26 protein-coding genes are annotated in these 20,609 nt (G+C 54.5%); 16 read left to right on the forward strand and 10 right to left on the reverse strand.

The features are described from left to right. Positions 1-80: 80 nt before the first annotated feature. The 6 genes from thrS (at position 81) to DL239_RS03600 (ending at position 5,397) form a co-directional block, all read left to right on the forward strand. A complete protein-coding gene (gene thrS, locus DL239_RS03575) occupies positions 81-2,027 on the forward strand; it encodes a threonine--tRNA ligase (RefSeq protein WP_167682379.1) in 1,947 nt (648 codons plus the stop codon). 222 nt (positions 2,028-2,249) lie between these two features. Beyond that, positions 2,250-2,555, forward strand: a complete 306-nt coding sequence (locus DL239_RS03580) for a BufA1 family periplasmic bufferin-type metallophore (protein ID WP_167682381.1) — start codon at positions 2,250-2,252, stop codon at positions 2,553-2,555. 97 nt (positions 2,556-2,652) lie between these two features. Further along, positions 2,653-3,510, forward strand: coding sequence for an MNIO family bufferin maturase (gene bufB / locus DL239_RS03585; protein ID WP_167682383.1), 858 nt, complete (start codon positions 2,653-2,655; stop codon positions 3,508-3,510). Then, positions 3,507-4,262 carry an HvfC/BufC N-terminal domain-containing protein gene (locus DL239_RS03590; protein ID WP_167682386.1) on the forward strand — a complete coding sequence of 252 codons (756 nt, stop codon included), beginning with the start codon at positions 3,507-3,509 and terminating at the stop codon, positions 4,260-4,262. Before bufB ends, DL239_RS03590 begins: the two co-directional genes overlap by 4 nt. Positions 4,263-4,266: 4 nt before the next feature. Beyond that, on the forward strand, positions 4,267-4,791 hold the full coding sequence (locus DL239_RS03595) for a DoxX family protein (RefSeq protein ID WP_167682388.1): 525 nt from the start codon (positions 4,267-4,269) through the stop codon (positions 4,789-4,791). A gap of 63 nt (positions 4,792-4,854) precedes the next feature. After that, positions 4,855-5,397, forward strand: coding sequence for a phosphoglycerate mutase family protein (locus DL239_RS03600; RefSeq protein WP_167682390.1), 543 nt, complete (start codon positions 4,855-4,857; stop codon positions 5,395-5,397). Between the two features lie 29 nt (positions 5,398-5,426). On the opposite strand, the gene DL239_RS03605 is transcribed toward DL239_RS03600, so the two are convergent. Both DL239_RS03605 and DL239_RS03610 read right to left on the reverse strand, forming a co-directional pair. Further along, positions 5,427-5,795 carry a hypothetical protein gene (locus tag DL239_RS03605; RefSeq protein WP_167682392.1) on the reverse strand — a complete coding sequence of 123 codons (369 nt, stop codon included), beginning with the start codon at positions 5,793-5,795 and terminating at the stop codon, positions 5,427-5,429. Between the two features lie 42 nt (positions 5,796-5,837). Next, positions 5,838-6,155 (reverse strand): ArsC/Spx/MgsR family protein, encoded by a 318-nt coding sequence (locus DL239_RS03610; protein WP_167682394.1) that lies wholly within the window; start codon positions 6,153-6,155, stop codon positions 5,838-5,840. Between the two features lie 246 nt (positions 6,156-6,401). Between DL239_RS03610 and DL239_RS03615 the strand changes: the two genes are divergently transcribed. After that, positions 6,402-6,608: a cold-shock protein gene (locus tag DL239_RS03615; protein WP_167682396.1), complete on the forward strand. Its 207-nt coding sequence runs from the start codon at positions 6,402-6,404 to the stop codon at positions 6,606-6,608. A gap of 72 nt (positions 6,609-6,680) precedes the next feature. Here the strand turns inward: DL239_RS03615 and DL239_RS03620 are convergent, their stop codons facing one another. Both DL239_RS03620 and DL239_RS03625 read right to left on the reverse strand, forming a co-directional pair. After that, a complete protein-coding gene (locus tag DL239_RS03620; protein WP_167682398.1) occupies positions 6,681-7,163 on the reverse strand; it encodes a dihydrofolate reductase in 483 nt (160 codons plus the stop codon). Position 7,164: 1 nt separating this feature from the next. Beyond that, positions 7,165-7,998, reverse strand: coding sequence for a thymidylate synthase (locus DL239_RS03625; RefSeq protein ID WP_167682400.1), 834 nt, complete (start codon positions 7,996-7,998; stop codon positions 7,165-7,167). Positions 7,999-8,179: 181 nt separating this feature from the next. On the opposite strand from DL239_RS03625, the gene DL239_RS03630 reads away from it, so the two are divergent. Continuing rightward, positions 8,180-8,608: a VOC family protein gene (locus DL239_RS03630; RefSeq protein ID WP_167682402.1), complete on the forward strand. Its 429-nt coding sequence runs from the start codon at positions 8,180-8,182 to the stop codon at positions 8,606-8,608. A gap of 283 nt (positions 8,609-8,891) precedes the next feature. Here DL239_RS03630 and DL239_RS03635 read toward each other — a convergent pair whose 3' ends face one another. From DL239_RS03635 to DL239_RS03645, 3 genes are all read right to left on the reverse strand, one after another. Beyond that, entirely contained in the window at positions 8,892-9,389 is a 498-nt protein-coding gene (locus tag DL239_RS03635; protein WP_206188329.1) for a MarR family winged helix-turn-helix transcriptional regulator, read from the reverse strand. A 74-nt stretch (positions 9,390-9,463) separates the two neighbouring features. Then, positions 9,464-9,721 (reverse strand): succinate dehydrogenase assembly factor 2, encoded by a 258-nt coding sequence (locus tag DL239_RS03640; protein ID WP_167682404.1) that lies wholly within the window; start codon positions 9,719-9,721, stop codon positions 9,464-9,466. Further along, positions 9,718-10,119: a helix-turn-helix domain-containing protein gene (locus tag DL239_RS03645; RefSeq protein WP_167682405.1), complete on the reverse strand. Its 402-nt coding sequence runs from the start codon at positions 10,117-10,119 to the stop codon at positions 9,718-9,720. Before DL239_RS03645 ends, DL239_RS03640 begins: the two co-directional genes overlap by 4 nt. Positions 10,120-10,214: 95 nt before the next feature. On the opposite strand from DL239_RS03645, the gene DL239_RS03650 reads away from it, so the two are divergent. Together DL239_RS03650 and DL239_RS03655 are read left to right on the forward strand one after the other, a co-directional pair. Beyond that, complete coding sequence (locus DL239_RS03650) at positions 10,215-11,417, forward strand: pyridoxal phosphate-dependent aminotransferase (protein ID WP_167682407.1); 1,203 nt, start codon at positions 10,215-10,217, stop codon at positions 11,415-11,417. An 11-nt stretch (positions 11,418-11,428) separates the two neighbouring features. After that, positions 11,429-11,830, forward strand: a complete 402-nt coding sequence (locus DL239_RS03655; RefSeq protein ID WP_167682409.1) for a hypothetical protein — start codon at positions 11,429-11,431, stop codon at positions 11,828-11,830. A 16-nt stretch (positions 11,831-11,846) separates the two neighbouring features. On the opposite strand, the gene DL239_RS03660 is transcribed toward DL239_RS03655, so the two are convergent. Continuing rightward, positions 11,847-12,326 carry a MarR family winged helix-turn-helix transcriptional regulator gene (locus DL239_RS03660; RefSeq protein WP_167682411.1) on the reverse strand — a complete coding sequence of 160 codons (480 nt, stop codon included), beginning with the start codon at positions 12,324-12,326 and terminating at the stop codon, positions 11,847-11,849. Between the two features lie 123 nt (positions 12,327-12,449). Between DL239_RS03660 and dctP the strand changes: the two genes are divergently transcribed. From dctP to DL239_RS03680, 4 genes are all read left to right on the forward strand, one after another. After that, complete coding sequence (dctP, locus tag DL239_RS03665) at positions 12,450-13,445, forward strand: TRAP transporter substrate-binding protein DctP (protein ID WP_167682413.1); 996 nt, start codon at positions 12,450-12,452, stop codon at positions 13,443-13,445. 67 nt (positions 13,446-13,512) lie between these two features. Then, positions 13,513-14,040 (forward strand): TRAP transporter small permease subunit, encoded by a 528-nt coding sequence (locus DL239_RS03670; RefSeq protein ID WP_167682415.1) that lies wholly within the window; start codon positions 13,513-13,515, stop codon positions 14,038-14,040. Between the two features lies 1 nt (position 14,041). Continuing rightward, the gene (locus DL239_RS03675; protein WP_167682417.1) at positions 14,042-15,313 is read left to right on the forward strand and encodes a TRAP transporter large permease; all 1,272 of its coding nucleotides are present in this window, start codon (positions 14,042-14,044) and stop codon (positions 15,311-15,313) included. 54 nt (positions 15,314-15,367) lie between these two features. Continuing rightward, positions 15,368-16,243 (forward strand): isocitrate lyase/PEP mutase family protein, encoded by an 876-nt coding sequence (locus DL239_RS03680; RefSeq protein WP_167682419.1) that lies wholly within the window; start codon positions 15,368-15,370, stop codon positions 16,241-16,243. A gap of 75 nt (positions 16,244-16,318) precedes the next feature. Here DL239_RS03680 and DL239_RS03685 read toward each other — a convergent pair whose 3' ends face one another. Next, entirely contained in the window at positions 16,319-17,680 is a 1,362-nt protein-coding gene (locus DL239_RS03685) for an MATE family efflux transporter (protein WP_167682421.1), read from the reverse strand. Positions 17,681-17,819: 139 nt separating this feature from the next. On the opposite strand from DL239_RS03685, the gene DL239_RS03690 reads away from it, so the two are divergent. Both DL239_RS03690 and DL239_RS03695 read left to right on the forward strand, forming a co-directional pair. Then, a complete protein-coding gene (locus tag DL239_RS03690; protein ID WP_167682423.1) occupies positions 17,820-18,485 on the forward strand; it encodes a TIGR02453 family protein in 666 nt (221 codons plus the stop codon). Further along, complete coding sequence (locus DL239_RS03695) at positions 18,482-19,093, forward strand: glutathione S-transferase family protein (RefSeq protein WP_167682425.1); 612 nt, start codon at positions 18,482-18,484, stop codon at positions 19,091-19,093. The genes DL239_RS03690 and DL239_RS03695 overlap by 4 nt, the downstream gene beginning before the upstream one ends. Before the next feature lie 60 nt (positions 19,094-19,153). Here the strand turns inward: DL239_RS03695 and DL239_RS03700 are convergent, their stop codons facing one another. Continuing rightward, positions 19,154-20,590, reverse strand: a complete 1,437-nt coding sequence (locus DL239_RS03700; RefSeq protein WP_369410532.1) for a pyridoxal phosphate-dependent decarboxylase family protein — start codon at positions 20,588-20,590, stop codon at positions 19,154-19,156. Positions 20,591-20,609 lie beyond the last annotated feature (19 nt).

The raw sequence follows: 20,609 nt of genomic DNA on the forward strand, positions 1-20,609 counted from the left end.
TCCGCCTGCCAAATCAACCGAACACATATACCCGCAACCGGGCGTTCAGTGGGCGCCAAACTGACGAGGAGTGCCGATACATGGCCCAAGTCTCTCTCACCTTTCCTGATGGCAATGCACGATCGTACGACGCAGGCGTAACCGCCGCCGAGGTCGCCGCCAGCATTTCAAAATCGCTGGCCAAGAAAGCCATCTCTGCCACCTACAATGATCAACACTGGGATCTGCAATGGCCGATCACTGCTGACGGCACCATCGCGCTGCACACCCTCAAGGACGAAGAGCAGGCCAACGAGCTGATCCGCCACGACTTGGCACATATCATGGCCCGCGCCGTGCAAGAGATCTGGCCTGACACCAAGGTCACCATCGGCCCGGTAATCGATAATGGCTGGTACTACGACTTTGACCGCGCCGAGCCCTTCACCCCCGAGGATCTGGGTGTGATCGAAAAGAAGATGAAGGAAATCATCAACAAGCGCGAGCCCGTGACCACCGAAGTCTGGGAGCGTCAGCGCGCCGTAGATTTCTACACCGCCAATGATGAACCTTATAAGGTCGAGCTGATCGACGCCATTCCCGGTGATGAGCCGTTGCGCATGTACTGGCACGGCGACTGGCAGGATCTGTGCCGTGGTCCTCACCTGCAGCACACCGGTCAGGTGCCCGGCGACAGCTTCAAACTGATGTCCATCGCCGGGGCCTACTGGCGCGGCGACAGTGACCGCGCCATGTTGCAGCGGATTTACGGCGTTGCCTTTACCGGCAAGGAAAAGCTCAAGGCTCACTTGCACATGCTGGAAGAGGCCGCCAAGCGCGACCACCGCAAGCTGGGCAAAGAAATGAACCTGTTCCACATGCAGGAAGAAGCCCCGGGCCAGATCTTCTGGCATCCCAACGGCTGGACCATCTACACCGAGCTGCAGAACTACATGCGTCGCAAACAGCGCGCTGATGGTTATGTCGAGGTGAATACCCCGCAGGTGGTTGACCGCAAATTGTGGGAGGCTTCGGGCCACTGGGACAAATACCAGGAACACATGTTCATCGTAGAAGTCGACGAGGAACATGCGCGCGAGAAGTCGATCAACGCGCTGAAGCCGATGAACTGCCCCTGCCACGTTCAGGTCTATAATCAAGGCCTGAAATCCTACCGCGACCTGCCCCTGCGCATGGCCGAGTTCGGATCGTGTAACCGGTACGAGCCTTCAGGCGCCCTGCACGGCATCATGCGTGTGCGTGGGTTCACTCAGGATGACGCGCATATCTTCTGCACCGAGGACCAAATCGAAGAAGAATGCGCCAAGTTCATCGACTTCCTGTCTTCGGTCTACAAAGACCTTGGATTTGAAGAGTTCGAGATCATGTTTGCCACCCGCCCTGAAAAGCGTGTCGGCACCGAGGAAAGCTGGGATCACGTCGAGGGCGCGTTGGAAAACGCAATCAAGAAGACTGGCCACGCCTATACACTGGACGAAGGCGAAGGCGCGTTCTACGGCCCCAAGCTAGACTTCAAACTGACAGACGCCATTGGCCGCGTTTGGCAGTGTGGCACCTTCCAGGTTGACCCCAACCTGCCCGAGCGTCTGGACGCCAACTACATCGGCGAAGATGGATCCAAGCACCGCCCCTACATGCTGCACCGCGCATGTCTGGGGTCGTTTGAGCGCTTCATCGGTATCCTGATCGAAAGCCACGCTGGCAAGCTGCCGTTCTGGCTGGCGCCGCGTCAGGTTGTGGTTGCCTCGATCATTTCGGACGCCGACGACTATGTTCATGAAGTTGTTGCGGCCTTGAAAGCTGTTGGCGTACGCGCCGAGGCCGACACCCGCAACGAAAAAATCAACTACAAGGTCCGCGAACACTCTGTTGGCAAAGTGCCGGTTATTCTGGCCATTGGTGCCCGCGAAGTCGAAGAACGCACAGTCTCGATCCGTCGCTTGGGACAAAAGCAAAGCAGCGTAGACAGCCTCGAAAATGTTACAAAGCTTCTCGCGCTGGAAGCTACAGCGCCTGATCTTCTGTAACATTTGCTGTCATTTGACATCTTTTCGGCCCCCACTGTGGGGCCGAACTGCATTTAGACCAATCTATCTATTTGAAATTCAACAATTTCGACCAACAGCCTCTGTCACATAGTCTGACGGGCGCGTGACACACAGGCTCGTGTCTTCAAAGTGTGCTTTCTGTCGGCTAGGGTTTGAGTGTCACAACAGAACACTTGGCTTTTAACACAAGGACTTCCCCCGATGTCGAACACAACAAAATCTCTGGTCGTCGCAAGTGCCGTCGCCGCCGCCCTTTCCGCCGCAGCTACTACTCCCGTCGCTGCTCAGTCCAAAGAAAAATGCTATGGCGTATCGCTAGCAGGTCAAAACGACTGCGCCGCTGGCCCAGGCACAACCTGCGCAGGCACATCGGTCACAGACTATCAGGGCAATGCCTGGACACTGGTCGATGCGGGTTCCTGCGAAGGTATGGAATTGCCAGCTATGGCAGACGGCACCGCACGCAAAGGTTCGCTCAAGGCTTTGACCCGCGACGTTCCCGCATAACCCATAATCAATCCCGGTGCGGCCTAGACCTTCTGGCCGCACCTTCAACCCTCGCCGGTCACCAGACCACCCTGCCCCGACCAGACGAGAATGAATCATGCAGGACAGCAACCACACCAACAGCGGACTGCCACTTGCGGCAGGAGTTGGCTACAAACCACAGCATTTCACCCAACTGCTTGATGCGCCAGGCAATGTGCGCTGGCTAGAAATCCACGCAGAAAACTATATGGGCGATGGCGGCAGGCCACACGCGCAACTGCGTCGCCTGTCTGAACAATTTGCGATGTCCGTTCACGGTGTCGGCCTTAGCATCGGTGGCGAAGCCCCGCTGGACACTGATCATCTGGCTCGGTTGAAGCACCTGATAGATTGGTTGAACCCAGCCAGTTTTTCCGAACACCTGGCTTGGTCTACGCATGACAGCCACTTCTATAATGACCTGCTGGCGCTGCCCTATACCAATACCACCCTCGCCCGCATCTGCGATCACATTGACCAAGTGCAAACCGTAATCGGGCGACAAATGTTGCTGGAAAATCCGTCCAACTACCTTGCCTTTGATGAAAGCACTTGGGCAGAACCCGAGTTCTTGACTGAGATTTCGCAACGCACCGGCTGCGGATTGTTGTTGGACATCAATAACGTCTTTGTCTCAGCCACCAATCTAGACTTCTCTCCCCAAGGTTACATTGACGCCTTTGCTTTAGACAAGGTTGGCGAAATTCACTTGGGCGGTCACGATGTTGACGAAGACGACCACGGTGACACCTTGCTGATTGACAGTCACGGCAGCGAGGTCGTGGATCCTGTCTGGGATCTTTTGGATTATACGCTTGAACGCTCTGGCCCACTGCCCATCCTTATCGAATGGGACAACGACGTTCCCGATTGGCCACTGCTGGCCGCCGAGGCCGAACGGGCCGCATCTACATTACAAATGAGAGCGGTATGAGCGTCGGAGAAAAACACTTCATCCAAGCAATGATGGACCCAAGCCTTCCGGTTCCCGAAGGATTGTCCGATAGTCAATTCCGCCCTGCCGGACGCCGGTTCAACGTGTACCGCAATAACGTCGCGACGTCGCTGACTGCGGCCATGCACACTGCCTTTCCAGTGATCACCAAGCTGCTGGGTAAGGAAAACATGGACGGCCTGTCGGGGATGTACCTGCGGGCCCATCCGCCGACCTCGCCGATTATGATGTTCTACGGCGCAGATTTCCCAGTGTTTCTGGCGGAAATCAAACAACTGGACCACTTAGGCTACCTCGCCGATATTGCCCGGCTAGAGCTGGCCCTGCGCACGTCCTACCACGCGGCGGACGCTCAGCCCATCCCGGCTGATGCATTGGCCCAAATCGCACCGGATGATCTGATGAAAACCCAGATTACGTTATCACCCAGTGTGCAGCTCATAGCCTCCGCTTGGCCAATTTACGATATCTGGCGTTTCAACACCCAGGACGATGCGCCCAAGCCTAATGCAGGCGCACAGGATATTTTAATCACTCGCCCGGAATTCGACCCAATCCCGCAGCTTCTTCCTGCTGGTGGCGCGGACTGGATCATGGGTTTGATGCAGGGCGCAACCATCGCCGAAGCGCATGACAAGACTTTGGAAACAATGCCCGAATTTGATCTCGGAGCAACCCTCACACTGCTGCTGCAAGGCGGCGCAATCACACATTTGACGACGAAAGGATAAGGCGATGAATGCACTTGTCTCCACATATGCTTCACTCACAGGCAGGCTTGACAAGCTGTCGGACTTGCTAGTCCCGACGCTGGCCCGGTTGGTTTTTGCCGCCGTCCTGCTGGTCTATTACTGGAACTCCGCCGGGCTAAAGATCGACGGATCCATCTTTTCGCCGTCAGCGGGTGCCTTTGGACAGATCTTCCCCAAGGCAGCTGAGGCCGTCCTGTATGACGTCACCCAACTCAATATCTTCCAACGTTTGGTGATTTTTGCTGGCACTGTGGCGGAATACGTCTTGCCAGCGTTGATCATTCTGGGTCTTTTCACCCGCCTTGCCGCGCTCGGCACGATCGGATTTATCTGGGTGCAAACCATCGTCGATGTGACCGGCCATGGGGTCAAGCTGGGTAGTCTGTTCGACAATAATATAGGCCTAGTTGATCAGCGGGTGATGTGGAGTTTCCTGCTATTGGTCCTCGTCTTCAAAGGCGCCGGCGCCCTATCACTCGATGCTTTGCTGCGGCGTCGCATTGCATAAGGAGTGCTGTTAAAGAGTACAAAGGGCGCCTTATGGTGCCCTTTTTTTTGTGAAGGACAAGGCATGCCGACACTTGAAGTTCGACGCCACACCATGCGCACCAAACCCGGACAACACTTGTCTCAAACCGGTGTTTCTCTCGCACGGCACGTCGGGCAAGATCTTTCCTCGTTCGATTTGGTTGTGTCCAGCGAATTACCTCGCGCGATCGAAACTGCCATCGCAATGGGGTTCGCTGCGGATCGAATGATTGCAGAGCTTGGTATCCTTCCCAAAGAAGTTCTAACCGCAATCAACTGGCCTAACTCTTTGACTAATATATCACAGATAGTGCACGAGAACGAAGCCTGCCGACAGTTTTCTCAAAACCAAGCAGCCCTCTGGAACGCAATCCTGGGTGAAATGTCCGGCGATCAATTTGCGCTTATCATAACCCACGGCGGCATAATCGAGCTTGGCGCTCTGGGGCTAATGCCTGTCGGCGATCCCGACAGTTGGGGGGATGCCATCGGGTACTGCGAAGGCTTCAGGTTTACCAATCAGGGCAACGAACTGATCTGCGAGGTCCTTCGCCTCCCAGATCAGCTTCGCATAATCAACAACTAACAGCGGCCAGCCAAAATGCCATGTTTGGCCTAGAAATGTGCCTTAGGTTCATCCGGCTTACCGGCCGCAATAGCCAAGACGCCAGCCAGTCCGGCAAAGCAGATCGGGAACAAAGTAAATACGTTAAAGCCAAACCCCACAAACATTCCTGCCGCCGAAGCCAGCAACAATATGCCACCCCACAAGGCGCGCGCACGCGCCATCGCACCGCCCGCGATGGCCAACATGGGTGACAGAACGGCAAGAACCCGCAACTGGCTCAAATTCTGCACCTGTTCGGCAATTCCGTCTATTTCGCCAAAGTGCTCAACCGCAGTCGAATACCCATATCCAAAAAAGCCAACAATCATACCAAACAAGCCGGCAATGATCCCCAGAACTAGTGCTGCATTACGCATGTGACATCTCCTTAGTCAGTCTGCACTCAGATAAGGACAGCATCAGGAAACGCCAAGGGCAGACTGTGTATCTTTGCCCCAGCCTAAATACAGCTCACCATTACATTCAATCAACGGGCGCTTCATCAACGCTGGATGCGTCTGTAACAGTTCTATTGGCGGTTTTTCACGTTCTTCCCCGGTCAAACCTCGCCACGTCGTTGATCGTATGTTCAACAACCTGTCGCCAAATTGCCCCAGTGCTCGGTTCAAAACTTCCAACGGGACTCCGTCTACCCGAACATCAACAAATGAGATTTCAGGCAATACTTTCAGCGCCTTACGACAAGTGTCACAGTTCTTTAGGCCAAATAATTTCAACTTCTTCTCCCCACAAAAACCGAAAAAACAAACGATCCGCTGTAAAAAAAACCATTATTTACGGTAGATGTTATCTGTTTTGCTTGATTTTTTTCCTAGCCGTGTAAAATTGAATGCGGCATTCAAGCTACCCTAAACATTGTATTTCCTATCTTGAATGGAAATGCGTGGCTAGGGCGATCTTGTTTGCAGGAACCACTTTGAAATTACTCAAAGTGAAGTGTAAGTTAGAAGGAGACACGGGGCATGCCAAGCGGTACCGTGAAGTGGTTTAATACAACTAAAGGCTTCGGATTCATTGAACCCGATGCGGGCGGAAAAGATGTGTTCGTGCACATCTCTGCAGTGGAGAGATCAGGGATGACCGGGCTCGCCGACAATCAGAAAATTGATTACGAGCTTCAGGAAGGGCGCGATGGGCGTCAAATGGCTGGTGAACTCAAGTCCATATAACCTGAATTTCACTGCGCCCTGATTTTCTCTGGGCGCAGTGCGTGACCTAAAAGTTGCGACTATTGCCGATTGTTACTTTTGGCGCCTCAAGTACTCAACCAAAACACAGGCGGGCTGGTCACTTCGAAGCTCGGTTTTATTGACTATTTTCCATTCTTCTACATTGAAGTCTGGAAAAAATGTATCGGCATCAGCGATGTCTAAATCAACTTCGGTAATCAACAGGCGATCAGCTATCGCCAGCATATCCCGATAGATACCAAATCCGCCAATCCCATAAATCCGCTGATACCCCTGTGCCCGTGCCATATCCACTGCGGCCTTCAACGATGGGCAGACAATGTCAGCCGCATCTGGATTCGATGAAACGACTATATTCAAACGATTTTTCAACGGCTTAAACGGAAGACTGTCCCAGGTATTGCGGCCCATGATGATGGCCCCACCTAAGGTTTCCCGCTGAAATGCCTTTAGATCCTCTGGCGCGTGCCAAGGAATTGTATTGTCTTTGCCAATTGCCCGGTTACGGGCGCAAGCAACCATCAATGAGATCATGTTACACCGCCACCGGTGCACGGATCAGTGGATCCGGGTCATAGTTCAGCACTTCAAAATCCTCGTATTTGAAATCGAAGATAGAGCTGACCTGACGTTTAATTTTAATCTGCGGCAGTGGATGAGGTGTTCTGGACAGCTGCAATTGCACCTGGTCCAGATGGTTGCTGTAGATATGCGCGTCACCAAGAGTATGCACAAAGTCTCCGGGCTCGTGGCCAGTGACATGCGCCAGCATCAGCAAGAGCAGTGAATATGAGGCGATGTTGAACGGCACGCCCAGAAACATATCCGCCGAACGTTGATACAGTTGCAGATGCATTTTCCCGTTCAACACCCGCACTTGCCACAGACTATGACAAGGTGGCAGCGCCATTTCCGGAACATCGGCCGGGTTCCAAGCGGTCACAATTAACCGGCGGCTATCCGGAGACTTCTGAATATTTTCAATAAGTTCCGAAACCTGATCTACGCTACCTGCCCGATAAAGCGGTTCATCCCCTGTGGTGCCCTCAACCAGCTCCAGCTTGGGGAAATTGCGCCACTGATAACCATAGACTGGCCCTAGATCACCATTTTCATCCGCCCATTCATCCCAGATCCGCACCCCGTTTTCCTTGAGATAACCAATGTTGGTGTCGCCCGACAGGAACCACAGCAGCTCGTGGATGATGGATTTCAAGTGCAGCTTCTTGGTTGTGACCAAAGGAAACCCATCTGCCAGAGAATACCGTGTTTGCATACCAAAACTGGACAGCGTCCCGGTGCCGGTGCGATCTGCCGATGGCTCACCGTTTTCAAAAATATGCCTCAACGCATCGTGGTATTGCTTCACCGCGTCGCCCTCCAATGTGATACCATCTCTTCCGCCGTGATACCCTTTGTAAACGCTTTGGCCAAGAGATTGCGAGCGACAGCATTAGAGCAATCAAATTTTCCCACCCTCTAGGCCTTTCTCTCTGGCGCATGCCGCTTTCGACAGTAAGCTGAGCCGCGAAACCAATCTGGAGAACGTCATGTCGCTCACCTACTTACACACAATGATTCGCGTCAAAGATCTGGAAAAGACAATCGCCTTCTTTGAACTGCTCGGGCTCAAGGAAACCCGCCGCCATGACAGCGAGGCCGGTCGATTTTCGCTGATCTTCATGGCTGCGCCAGGGCAAGAGGAATGCCCAATCGAGCTGACATACAACTGGGATGGTGACGATGCGCTGCCCAGCGACAGCCGTCATTTTGGCCATCTGGCTTATGGCGTTGATGATATCTATGCCACTTGCGCACATCTTCAAGCCAATGGTGTCACCATCAACCGGCCTCCGCGCGATGGCCGCATGGCGTTTGTGCGCTCACCCGACAATATTTCGATTGAGTTGCTGCAAAATGGTGAATCCTTCGCCCCAGCCGAACCTTGGACCAGCATGGAAAACAGCGGACACTGGTAAAACAAAGCGCCATTTTGATCTTCGGAAATTAATTGCAGCGCGTTTCGCCGAATTATCGGAGAAACGCGCTGCAATCGAAACCTTATTAATCGATTTGAGGCCATAGTCCGGTCGCTTCTGCAACCGTATGAGCCCGCTCGTCCAGCTTAGTTAAAAGCGGCGTACAGACTGTATTGAGGCCCGGGCAAATATCGTTCTAACGCCATTACCCGTTTGCGGTTGTTTCCGGCTGATTAAGATGGCCGGACCGCCCATTGGGAGCAGATGCACCCATTGGATTATTTTAGTAGATATAGCGGATCTGATCAGTCCAATACCGCTCAACACGCTTCAGAGCAGTAGAGATGTCGGCGATACCTTCGATATCGATGACGCCCTTGCCTTCCAGACCTTCAGCATGACGCGAGAACAGTGACGATACAATATCGCGTACTTCGCGGCCACGTGGTGTCAGGCGAACCCGAACTGAACGACGATCAATTTCACAACGCTGATGGTGCATATAGCCCATTTCAACCAGCTTCTTCAGGTTGTAGCTAACATTGCTGCCCTGATAGTAGCCGCGGCTTTTCAATTCACCGGCAGTCACTTCGTTGTCGCCGATGTTAAACAGCAAAAGCGCTTGTACTGCGTTGATCTCCAACACACCGACACGCTCGAACTCGTCTTTGATTACATCCAACAGCAACCGATGCAGGCGTTCAACCAGCGCTAGTGCTTCTAGGTAGCCAGACATGAACCCTTTTTGGTCCTGCTGGCCAATTGGCATTTCCATACTCATTCGCTTCTCCGACTCGAACTTCTAAGACAGAGTGTGACGAATAAACCCAAATAATCAGTTAAACTGTATTTTCGTTATTTTTGAAAAGTTTGCGATATATCTTTGATCAGTATTTGTAGCGAATCTGGTGCCACAACCTGGCCGGTCACCCACTGGTACAAATCTTGGTCGTTCTCATCCAGCAGCTGATCGTAAAGGTCCAGCTGGCTCTCATCCATCTTGGACAGGTTGGATTGCGCATAGGCTGACAGGATTATGTCCATCTCTTTGATGCCGCGACGCATGGATCGCATCTGCATCCGCTTTAGGCGGTGTTCATAGGTCTCGGTCATTCTTGTTCTCCGCGCTCCAGCAACAGCCGCAGCTTCTTTTCCAGCCGTGCTGTACGGTCAGCATTATTTCTCATTTCACTGCGGATCTCACGCAGCTCAGCCAAGATTTCCGAAAAGTCGCCTGCCACAATAATCTCTTCAGAGGGCTGGCTCATGCCTTCGCCCTCGCCGGTGATCAACCAGGTCATCGATACATTCAGCACCCCGGCCATCATCGACAACTTGTTTGCGCGTGGCTCGGACAGGTCCTGTTCCCAACCCAGCAAGGTGGCTTTCTTGACCCCCAACCGGCGGGCCAGTTGGGCCTGCGTCATAGATGCGACCTCGCGCGCACCTGCCACCCGGTCACCAAATGTTGCCGCATCTGGACCATACCAATCATATTCCAAATCACTCATGTTCACTCTCCAGCATTGAGTTACCCGTACACCCTTGATCGGCATTTGGGCGCACCCTATGACAGTCTAGCGTAACATACAAACAGAGGCCGATTATGCCGTTCATCTCCGACACACTTTCCCGCGTCAAACCTTCGCCGACTATCGCTATGACGGCCAAGGCTGCTGAGCTGAAAGCCGCCGGTCGAAATGTAATTGGCCTTAGCGCGGGCGAGCCTGATTTTGACACACCTCAGAACATCAAAGATGCGGCTGTGGCCGCTATCGCAGCCGGCAAAACCAAATACACTGCCCCCGACGGTATTCCTGAGCTCAAGAAAGCCATCTGTGCAAAGATGAGCCGTGACAATGGCCTCGACTATACTCCGGCCCAGATCTCGGTTGGTACCGGCGGCAAGCAGACGTTATACAACGCGCTGATGGCCACCCTGAACGAGGGCGACGAGGTCGTCATTCCTGCCCCCTATTGGGTCAGCTACCCTGATATGGTGCTGCTGGCTGGCGGTACTCCGGTTGCGGTTGAGGCCACGCTAGAGAACAACTTCAAACTGACGCCTGAGCAGCTTGAGGCTGCGATCACGCCCAAGACCAAATGGTTCATCTTCAACTCCCCCTCCAACCCCACCGGGGCGGGATACAGCCGGGACGAGCTGAAGGCGCTGACAGATGTGTTGATGCGCCACCCGCATGTCTGGGTGATGAGCGACGACATGTATGAACACCTTGCCTATGACGGGTTTGAGTTCTGCACCCCGGCGCAGATCGAACCCAGTCTGTATGAGCGCACGCTCACTTGTAACGGTGTGTCCAAGGCCTATGCCATGACAGGCTGGCGTATCGGCTACGCCGCTGGCCCGGTCGAGCTGATCGCTGCTATGCGCAAGGTTCAATCCCAATCTACCTCGAACCCCTGTACCGTCAGCCAATGGGCTGCGGTCGAGGCTTTGAACGGCACCCAAGAGTTCCTTGCCCCGAACAACGAAATGTTCATGCGTCGCCGGGATCTGGTGATCAAGATGCTGTCTGAAATCGACGGCATGTCAGTTCCAACACCCGAAGGTGCCTTCTACGTCTACCCTTCAATCTCCGGGTTGATCGGCAAGACTACACCCAAGGGCACTGTCATCGAAGACGACGAGGCCTTTGCCAACGCACTTCTGGACGAGGCAGATGTGGCCGTGGTTTTTGGCGCGGCCTTTGGTCTTTCGCCGAACTTCCGGGTCAGCTACGCTACCACGGACGAGGCTTTGGTTGAAGCCTGCACGCGCATTCAGACCTTCTGCGCAGCACTGACGTAAAAGGACGAGACATGAGCGCTGAACTTCCGGATTACTATTTCCGCGTGCGGGACAACGGTGCCTTTGTGTACCGCGTCGACACCGAAAACCGCCAGCGCCGCATTGAAATGGACCAGATCGCCGTTGTGAACATTCGCAACGGCGAGATCAAACCCCATGGTGGGCGCACCCTGTCCGAGCAGGATCTGGATGAAATCAAGACATGGATGGCTGAACGCAGGGCTCTACTGGCTGATCGTGAAATCGATGACATCCACCGGGCGGTAGATTACCTGAACACGACCGCCCACTGGGTTCAGTCCAAGGCGAGCCCCGAACAACTAGAGATGGTCACTGATGACCTGCTACTGGCGATGCACGACCTGCGTTCGGTTTTGGTCCGAAAAAAGGCCGATCGGCTGATGAAGGGGTGATTCCAGTCCAGGGCCCCTAACCATCTGGCCCAGGATCATCTCCATCCAGCAATCGGCCAAGTTCATCTTTGTATGACCTAAGACTATTCAACAGAGCATCTGGATCTCCGACATCCGGCTGATTTGACAACTGCGCCTCGAACTCATGTAGTTTTGGCTCCGCCCGCGCGACTAAGTCCTGCCCTTGTTCCGTCGAGACTACGATCCGACTTCGTTTGTCGCCTTTATTCGCGACGCGCGATATGTGCCCGAACTCTTCTAGCCTAGCCAAACCATTGCTAACGTGCGACTTTTTAATGCCACTCTCTTCACAAATGTCCTGTGCTCTACAAGACTGCAACGAAACAACCGCCCGTAGGATCCGCCAGTCCTGCCAGTTTAGTCCAGTTTCCCGAAGCACCGCCTTGGAATACAGCATCATAATCTTTTGTGAGAGAGAATAGATCGCGGCAAAGATCATTTCGCCGGATGTCATTCCGTTCAATTTCTGGTCCATATTTGGCTTCACCGATCGTCACATCAAACTTGGTTACGTAGGTAACTTGACAAAATTACGAGCATACCGCAACTCTATAACAAAAAAGGGCAACAACTGCTCCATTGTTCAGGGAGGACAATTATGCGTAAAATTCTGTTAGGGGCTATGTGCGCCGGATCTGTGATGTTTGCAGCTGCAGCCGTGCAGGCGGAGACCGTCATTCGGGTTACACTTCAGCTGCCCAAAACTCATTCACTGGGTCAAAACTGGTTAGAGTTCCAATCTTTGATTGAAGAAAAGTCCGGTGGCGAACTAACCCTGCAACTATTTGATTCAGCGCAGCTATTTAAGGACAAAGAAGTTCCAGAAGCTGTTGGAACAGGCGCGGTTGAGGCCGGAACTGCATTCCTGGGTCGCTTTACCGGCGCGGTTCCTGCCGTTGACGTGGTTGCCATCCCTTTCATCTTTGAAGACGAGGCCCATTTGCGCTCTGCCGTGGCTTCGGGGTCCGAATTGCGCACTGGGCTGGATGCCGAGATTCTGAAAGAAACCAACGCCAAGGTTCTATGGTGGCAGGCCTTTGGTCGTAATATATACCTGTCGAATGACAATGCGATCCGTGTGCCTGCGGACATGGCCAATCAAAAGGTTCGGACCTACGGCAAAGTACACGGTTGGACTGTCGAGGCACTGGGTGGAGCTCCGACCCTTATGTCCGGATCCAAGCAATTTCTGGCCTATCAGCAAGGCGCTGTTGATGTCGGCATGACCGGTGCCTCGGCTGTGCGTTCGCGCAAACTGTACGAAGTCATGGATCACGTGACCCTGTCCTATGACAGTGCCATTGAATTTGTCGCTGTGATGAACAACGACTTTTTTGAAAGTCTGTCGGCTGAGCATCAGGCAATCGTCATGGAATCTGCGGCAATTGTGGAGGCTAACCTACGCAATGCGATTTACACTCAAGAGGCCGAAGCCGTTGCCGAAGTCAGCAGTAAAATGACTGTGGTCGAGCTGACAGACGCCGAGCGCGCCGAATGGGTATCAGCCACTTCTGGCGTCGTTGATCGGTTTGTTGCTGAAGCCGGTGATGCGGGTTCCGCGGCAGTCGCTGCAGTTCGCGCCGCCGCAAACTAAGCTTAACCAAAACTTGGTTGCGGCCTCCAAAATTGGGGGCCGCTTCTTTGCGTGCAGAGTGGGAAACATGGCGTCGACACTACAAACATATGTCCGCACGATGGATATCGTTTCGGAAATCACCGGCAAAATCGCGGCGTGGATGTTTTTCACTACCGGAATCATTGTCTCATTCGAAGTCTTCATGCGCTATGTCCTGAATTCGCCGACTATCTGGGTGGACGAAATCAGCCGCATTTTTCAGGTTTGGGCAGCCTATCTTGCCATAGCCTATGTCCTGAAACACAAGGCCCACATCATCATTGATATCACTTTTCGCGATCCCAGCTCACTTGGCCGCAAGGTTGCTGATACCTTTGCTATGTTGGTGATCATTTTCTTTTGTCTGATCACGGTGAAATACGGAATTGATATCTGGTGGAAATCGACTGTCGCTGGCCACACCACCGACAGCTACCTAGCTGTTCCCAAAGTCTTTATTCAATCGGCTATCTGGGTTGGATTTGGCTTGATGGCCCTGCAAGGCGTAGCCGAAATTATCAAAATTTGGACTTGGGATCCTGACGATTTACCCAAGCAGACACTGGTGCACTAATATGGAAACTGTTCTTATTCTAGGAAGCCTGATTGGGCTGCTGTTGTTGCGTGTGCCGGTGGCTTTTGCAATGGGAGCCTTGGGGACAGTTCTGTTATGGCTCAAGGGCTTGCCCCTGATCGGAATTCCCCAGCGCCTGTTCGGCACAATGGACAGCTTTGAGCTGCTGGCTGTGCCGCTGTTCCTGCTGATGTCCAATGTCCTACTCAAGGGCGGTGTAGGGCGAGACCTGTTTGCCAGTGTGCAGGCCTGGGTCGGCCATTGGCCCGGTGGTCTGGGCGTCGCCACTATCATGAGCTGCACTTTGTTCTCAGCGATTTCCGGATCGTCTGTCGCAACAGCCGCCACCATTGGTACCGTCGCCATCCCCGAGATGAAACAACGCGGCTATGACGAACCGTTTATTCTGGGTCAGCTTGCGGCCGGGGGTACGTTGGGGATTTTGATCCCACCCTCTATTCCATTGATTATCTATGGGGTTATCACCGAAACCTCGATCCCGACGCTGTTTCTGGCGGGCATCGGGCCGGGGCTGTTGATGGCAAGTGTCTTTATCGTCTATGCGATGATCTACAGCCGCATGGGGGCCGCTGCGCCAATCGCCAAGGCAAGCTGGAGCGAGCGTGCAACAGCCACGGTGTATGCACTGCCGACCGTTGTTCTGGCACTTGTAATAATCGGCTCAATATATGCCGGCATCGCCACCCCATCAGAGAGCGCCGGCGTTGGTTTTGTCATTGCCATTGTGATGACCTTTCTGATGGGCCGGATGAACTGGGCCAAACTAAAGGGGGCCGTTGAAGACTCGCTTAAAACCACAGCGATGATTTTCATCATTGTGGCCGGGGCCAAGGTTTTCTCATACGCGATAACGCTGTACCTGATCCCACAAGCTATCAGCAGCTATCTGATCTCCAACATTTCGGACCCAACGATGTTTATTCTGGCGGTCGGCGTGGTTCTGTTGATCATTGGGTTCTTCCTGGAGTCCTTGTCGATGATGCTGATCATGGTTCCAGTGCTGTTCCCTGCGCTCCAGGCGATGAATATTGACCCGATCTGGTTTGGCATTTTCTTTGTTGTGCTGATTGAGGCCGCGTTGATCACCCCGCCCGTGGGCTTGAACCTGTTTGTCATTCAGGCGGTCGGTAAGGCCAGGCTTGAAAGCGTCGTGCAAGGGGCATGGCCCTTTGCACTAATGATGCTGGGTATGGCTGCATTACTGTGGTTCTGGCAGGATCTGGCGCTCCACATCCCTTACAAACTGTTCTAAGCGCATATCGACGGAAAACCTGTACTCACAGGGCCCGCATCAAAAGGAAATCTCATGACCCTATCGTCTCCTGACAGATTGCGGGCCCTGTTGAAGGGCGACCAGATTATAACCATGCCGTGCTGTTTTGACCCTCTGTCGGCTAAGCTGATTGAACAGGAAGGCTTTCCACTAACTTTCATGTCCGGCTTTGCGGCCTCTGCAGCGCGTTTGGGGCTGCCCGACACCGGTCTTATGTCTTACGGTGAGGTGGTCGATCAGGGCCGCAATATCTGCAACGCCGTTGATATCCCGGTGATCGGTGATGGCGACACCGGCTATGGCAACGCCTTAAACACCAAACGAACGGTCAAGGGGTTCGCTCAGGCCGGGTTCGCCGCCGTGATGATAGAGGATCAGCTGGCGCCCAAACGATGCGGACATACGGCTGGTAAGGCCGTTGTTGACCGGGATGAAGCGTTTGAGCGCATCCGTGCCGCAGTGGATGCGCGTAACGAGGGCCACGATATCTTGATCCTGGCCAGAACGGATGCGCGCCATGATCACGGTCTGGATGAGGCCATTGAGCGTGCCCACCGGTTTCACGAGATTGGAGCAGATATCCTGTTTGTCGAAGCTCCGCGCAGTAAGGATGAGATGCTGCGGATATGTGAGGAACTGCCGGGAGCAAAAATGGCGAACTTGATTGAAGGCGGACTAACCCCGGTTCTTTCACCGAAAGAACTACAAGACCTTGGTTTTAAGATCGCCGCCTACCCGATCACCCTGATCGCCGCCGCGATGAAGGCTATGACCGGCGTACTGGCTGAACTCAAAACAGGCAACGTCGCGACAGCGAGCCTAATGCCATTTGGCGAGGTTAAATCACGCATCGGCTTTGACGACTACTTCGAGAGCGAAAAACACTACGACAGCCAAAAGACACCATAACTCGCGGTCGGGCATCTTCAGCAGACAAAATGAAAGTGCTGCACAGCTTCTGCTATGCGGCACTCAAAATTGAGACTACCCGCGCTGTTCCTCGGCGCTCCCAACCCTGCCAATCACCGTGCCCCAGAACCGCAACATCAGCAAAATAGCCGCGCAGCTTAGCCCCAGCACCAGTCCCATCCAGACGCCTACGCCGCCATAGCCAAGCACAAAGCCAAAGACATACGAGGCCGTCATTCCAACGCCCCAATAGCTAATAACACCGATCACCATCGGCATCGTGGTATCCTGCACTCCGCGAAGCAGACCCAGCGCTATGGCTTGTACGCCGTCCACCAATTGAAACAACGCCGCCATCGCTATCAGCCCGACCCCAATCAACAGGATTTCAGGTTTCTGTGGGTCACTTCCATCCATAAACGCCGACATCAGTGTCTCGGGCATAGCTATGAAAAACACTGTGGCAATAACCGAAACCACCAATGACATCACTGTCACCACCATACCGCCACGCGCCATGTGGAACCGGTCTCCGCGACCATAGGCATTGCCCGCCCGGATTGTCGCCGCATTGCTTAGCCCCAAATGCACCATAAAGGTCAGTCCCGCCAGCGAGGCAGCAATCCCATGCGCCGCCAAAGGCACGGCTCCCAGCCAACCCATCATCACAGCCGTCGCGGCGAACATGCTGACCTCGCTTAACGTGGTCAGCCCAATCGGGATGCCCAGCCGGAAAACCTCACGCAGCATCTCCCAGTCTGGCCGCCAAAAATTCTTCAGCAACTCATGCTCGGGCAAAGCTTTTAGCGCGTATATGATGATCGCCACAAATGACACCACCTGAGTACTGAACGAGGCAATCGCTGCACCGCGCACGCCTAATTCAGGTGCGCCCCAATTGCCGAAAATCAACGCATAGTTCACTGCGGCATTTGTCACCGCCGCCCCTATGGTCACCCACAAAACAATCTGTGTCCGTTCTAGTGCAGCCAGATAGGACTTCAGCACCATCACCAATAGCGCCGGGAAAACACCCCAGCCGGCCACCCTCAGATAGCTTGCTGCCATCTCCGCAATCACCGGCTCTTGCCCTAGGATATCCAATATGGGGCGCGCGAAGACGAACATCGGCATGACGATCACCCCATAGGCCAGCGACAACCACAGCCCCATACGGGTGCACCGACGGATCTGCCGGTCCTCTCCAGCCCCAGCCGCTGCAGCCACCATTGGCATCACCGCAAAGCCAAAGCCCGCGCCAAGCAGAAACAGGACAAAGAAATAGGTCGAGGCCAGCGTCACCGCCGCCAGTGCTTCAACTCCATACCAGCCCAGCATCACCGTATCGGTCAGGCCAATGGCAAACTGCGCCACGTGGCCTCCGATCAATGGCAGGCCAAGTACGGCGATTGCGGTAACATGACCTCTCCGGGTCATTGGGGATTCTGACTGCGACAATGTGTTCATACCCAAGGCTTAGGCACAGCCATTCCAAGGAGCAAGTCAATCTGTTCCCCCTTGGGCTGAGCTAATCTTGTGTTAGGCTACCCCAATTCACACCCCGGAGCTTATTTACATGGCGGATCCCTTTGCCCAACTCATTCCCGAAGCCAAAACTTTTTTGGCAGAGCTTACCGAAAACAACTCCCGCGAGTGGTTCCACGCCAGCAAGACCCGTTATGACTCGCAGCTCAAGACCCCCTCAAAGCTGCTGCAAGAGCAGATCAGTGCGGTACTAAAAAAGAGTACTGGACTTGCGGTCACCACCAAGCTGTTCCGCCCACAGCGTGATATCCGGTTCTCCAAGGACAAAACCCCGTATCACACACATCTGCACATGTTCTGGCAGCTTCAGGGTCCATTAGACTTCGGGTTATTTCTGGGCATTTCCCCCAGCTACTGCAAAATCGGTGGTGGTGTGATGTCCTTTGACAAAACTCAATTGCTGGCCTGGCGTGACAGTCTCGACAGCTCGCAAGGGCCTGCAATCGCCACAGCGCTAGACCGTCTGGCACAGCAAGGTTTCACCGCAGAAGAACCAGAGCTGAAACGGGTTCCAACTGCTTACGACAAAGACCACCCGCAAGCAGACCTGCTGCGCCGCAAATCGCTAACCCTGTGGCGGGAACTCCCCTCTTCTGACTGGCCCCAGCCCATAACAGCACTCGAGACCGGTTTTACGGACCTTTTGCAACTGCAGGATGTACTGACCCACAGCCTTGCCGTAAGAAACACATCATGATCACCGTACACCACCTTAACCGGTCCCGTTCTCACCGCATCCTGTGGTTGCTCGAAGAGCTCGATCTGGATTACCAGGTGATCCGCTATGACCGCGACCCCAAAACCAGCTTTGCGCCGCCAGAACTGAAAAAGGTTCATCCCTTAGGCAAATCCCCAGTGGTAGAAATGGACGGAGAAGTTATTTCCGAATCCGCCGCCATAGTTGAGCTGATCTGCAGCCATCATGCTCCACAAATGATCCCACTGCGCAGCACTCCCGAATATTTGCGCCACGTCGAGTTGATGCATTTCGCCGAAGGCTCCGCGATGACACCAATCCTGATCAACTTCTACGTCAGCAAACTGGCCGAGGCCGGCGCCCCATTACACCCCCGCATCCAGCAACAGTTGATGAGCCATTTTTCCTATATGGACGGCCAGTTACGTGGCTCAGGGCATTTTGTTCTGGACCAGCTCTCTGCGGTCGACATCCTGCTCAGTTTTCCGGCCGAAATCGCCATACTCATGGGCTGCCGCGAGAAATTTCCCGCTCTGGCAGGCTTTGTAGAGACCATCCAGAACCGCCCTGCTTATCAACGTGCCTTTGTTCGCGGTGGAGGTGCCTAAGCCGCCCGCTTCATCTGGCCATAAATATCCTGGGGGTTTGGGGGCAAAGCCCCCATCAAACTACACTTGCCGCGCCGCCAGTTCCGCAACTGCAGCTATTGCGTCCGTAATATCCTGTTCCCGTGTCCGATGATTGGTAATGGCCGCCCGCAACATCACAACGCCTTGCGCGCGCGTGGTGGAAAACACCGCCTCGCCGCTTTCCTGCAGGGCCTGCGCAATCTCGCTGTTCAACACGGATTGCGCCTCTGCTGACAGGTCCGCCCGCGCGGTGAACACACAGACATTCGACACCACCGAAGCCGCAAGACGCATGTTGGGTCGCGCCTCCACTTCCGCAGCCATCAAGCTCGCCATTCGGCAATTGTCACTGATCGCCGCGCCAAACGCTTCCTCGCCATACATCTCCAACGCGGTCCAGACCTTTAGCGCCCGGTTGCCGCGCGAAAGATCGATCCCATAGTCACAGAACCACGGGTCGCCCCCGGCCAGCCCTCGCTCTGCCGCCTCCAGATAACTGGGCCGTGCAGCAAACGCCGCCCGGTGTGCTGGCTCATCCGCAATCAGAACCATGCCGCAGTCATAACCAACATACATCCACTTGTGAAAATCCAGCGCGATACTGCCGGCCCGTCCGATCCCATCGCTCAGGCTCCTCCATGGCTCATCCGCTATCCGCGTCCAGGCGCCAAAGGCCCCGTCCACATGCAGCCACAGGTCCTCTTCGGCGGCGGCATCCGCCAGCCCGTTCAGGTCATCATAAGTACCCAAGTCAACCGAGCCTGCCATGCCAACCAACAAGAACGGCTTTGCTCCCGCGGCCCGGTCCTGCGCAACCTGCTGCCGCAACGCCGCCAGATCCATCTGGCCATCAACCAACGGCACAAGTCGCAGGTTCTCGAACCCAATCCCCATCAACTCCAGGGCTTTACGGGTGGCATTGTGTATGCCTTCCCCAGCATAAGCCGTCAGCTGTGCCGACCCTTGCCCGAACTTGCGCACCTCAGGCATCACCCGCACACGTGCCGCCTGAAAGGCAATCACCGTCGCTTGAGAGGTCCCCGCCACCAATACGCCACTGCTCCCTTCGGGCATCCCCATCTTTTCACGGGTCCAGTCAATGACCGCGCGTTCCATGTAGTTGGCGCCGTGATCGCGCCCACCAGTGTTGGCGTTGATCACGGCCCCTGCCATGCCTGCTATCAGATCCGAAGCCAGCCCAGTGCCCTGCACCCAGCCCCAAAACCGCGGGTGTATATTGCCGCCATGATAGGGTAGCACCTCATTTGTGATCCGGTTGACCATTTCTGCGGCACCCTGCCCCGTGGCCTGAATAACATAGCCGTCCTTCACCGCCTCAGGCACCTCTTGCCACGGCCGCTCCGCCACCTGTTGAAGTTGGTCAATCGAAGCCTCCAGCATCCGCCGCGCATCTTCCCGGAATTCCACCCAGTTTACGGGGTCCAGTCCACCAATCTCGGGGGTCTTCTCTGCCACGGTTGCCTCCTGTTTTTGC

Origin of the sequence: Parasedimentitalea denitrificans (assembly GCF_011813015.1) — a bacterium.
Classification (GTDB): domain Bacteria; phylum Pseudomonadota; class Alphaproteobacteria; order Rhodobacterales; family Rhodobacteraceae; genus Parasedimentitalea; species Parasedimentitalea denitrificans.

Excerpts from the sequence above, each read along its gene's own strand:
- thrS (WP_167682379.1), top strand. The coding sequence starts at position 81 with ATGGCCCAAGTCTCTCTCACCTTTCCTGATGGCAATGCACGATCGTAC.
- DL239_RS03580 (WP_167682381.1), top strand. The coding sequence starts at position 2,250 with ATGTCGAACACAACAAAATCTCTGGTCGTCGCAAGTGCCGTCGCCGCC.
- bufB (WP_167682383.1), top strand. The coding sequence starts at position 2,653 with ATGCAGGACAGCAACCACACCAACAGCGGACTGCCACTTGCGGCAGGA.
- DL239_RS03590 (WP_167682386.1), top strand. The coding sequence starts at position 3,507 with ATGAGCGTCGGAGAAAAACACTTCATCCAAGCAATGATGGACCCAAGC.
- DL239_RS03595 (WP_167682388.1), top strand. The coding sequence starts at position 4,267 with ATGAATGCACTTGTCTCCACATATGCTTCACTCACAGGCAGGCTTGAC.
- DL239_RS03600 (WP_167682390.1), top strand. The coding sequence starts at position 4,855 with ATGCCGACACTTGAAGTTCGACGCCACACCATGCGCACCAAACCCGGA.
- DL239_RS03605 (WP_167682392.1), bottom strand. The coding sequence starts at position 5,795 with ATGCGTAATGCAGCACTAGTTCTGGGGATCATTGCCGGCTTGTTTGGT.
- DL239_RS03615 (WP_167682396.1), top strand. The coding sequence starts at position 6,402 with ATGCCAAGCGGTACCGTGAAGTGGTTTAATACAACTAAAGGCTTCGGA.
- DL239_RS03620 (WP_167682398.1), bottom strand. The coding sequence starts at position 7,163 with ATGATCTCATTGATGGTTGCTTGCGCCCGTAACCGGGCAATTGGCAAA.
- DL239_RS03630 (WP_167682402.1), top strand. The coding sequence starts at position 8,180 with ATGTCGCTCACCTACTTACACACAATGATTCGCGTCAAAGATCTGGAA.
- DL239_RS03635 (WP_206188329.1), bottom strand. The coding sequence starts at position 9,389 with ATGAGTATGGAAATGCCAATTGGCCAGCAGGACCAAAAAGGGTTCATG.
- DL239_RS03640 (WP_167682404.1), bottom strand. The coding sequence starts at position 9,721 with ATGACCGAGACCTATGAACACCGCCTAAAGCGGATGCAGATGCGATCC.
- DL239_RS03645 (WP_167682405.1), bottom strand. The coding sequence starts at position 10,119 with ATGAGTGATTTGGAATATGATTGGTATGGTCCAGATGCGGCAACATTT.
- DL239_RS03650 (WP_167682407.1), top strand. The coding sequence starts at position 10,215 with ATGCCGTTCATCTCCGACACACTTTCCCGCGTCAAACCTTCGCCGACT.
- DL239_RS03655 (WP_167682409.1), top strand. The coding sequence starts at position 11,429 with ATGAGCGCTGAACTTCCGGATTACTATTTCCGCGTGCGGGACAACGGT.
- DL239_RS03660 (WP_167682411.1), bottom strand. The coding sequence starts at position 12,326 with ATGGACCAGAAATTGAACGGAATGACATCCGGCGAAATGATCTTTGCC.
- dctP (WP_167682413.1), top strand. The coding sequence starts at position 12,450 with ATGCGTAAAATTCTGTTAGGGGCTATGTGCGCCGGATCTGTGATGTTT.
- DL239_RS03670 (WP_167682415.1), top strand. The coding sequence starts at position 13,513 with ATGGCGTCGACACTACAAACATATGTCCGCACGATGGATATCGTTTCG.
- DL239_RS03675 (WP_167682417.1), top strand. The coding sequence starts at position 14,042 with ATGGAAACTGTTCTTATTCTAGGAAGCCTGATTGGGCTGCTGTTGTTG.
- DL239_RS03680 (WP_167682419.1), top strand. The coding sequence starts at position 15,368 with ATGACCCTATCGTCTCCTGACAGATTGCGGGCCCTGTTGAAGGGCGAC.
- DL239_RS03685 (WP_167682421.1), bottom strand. The coding sequence starts at position 17,680 with ATGACCCGGAGAGGTCATGTTACCGCAATCGCCGTACTTGGCCTGCCA.
- DL239_RS03690 (WP_167682423.1), top strand. The coding sequence starts at position 17,820 with ATGGCGGATCCCTTTGCCCAACTCATTCCCGAAGCCAAAACTTTTTTG.
- DL239_RS03695 (WP_167682425.1), top strand. The coding sequence starts at position 18,482 with ATGATCACCGTACACCACCTTAACCGGTCCCGTTCTCACCGCATCCTG.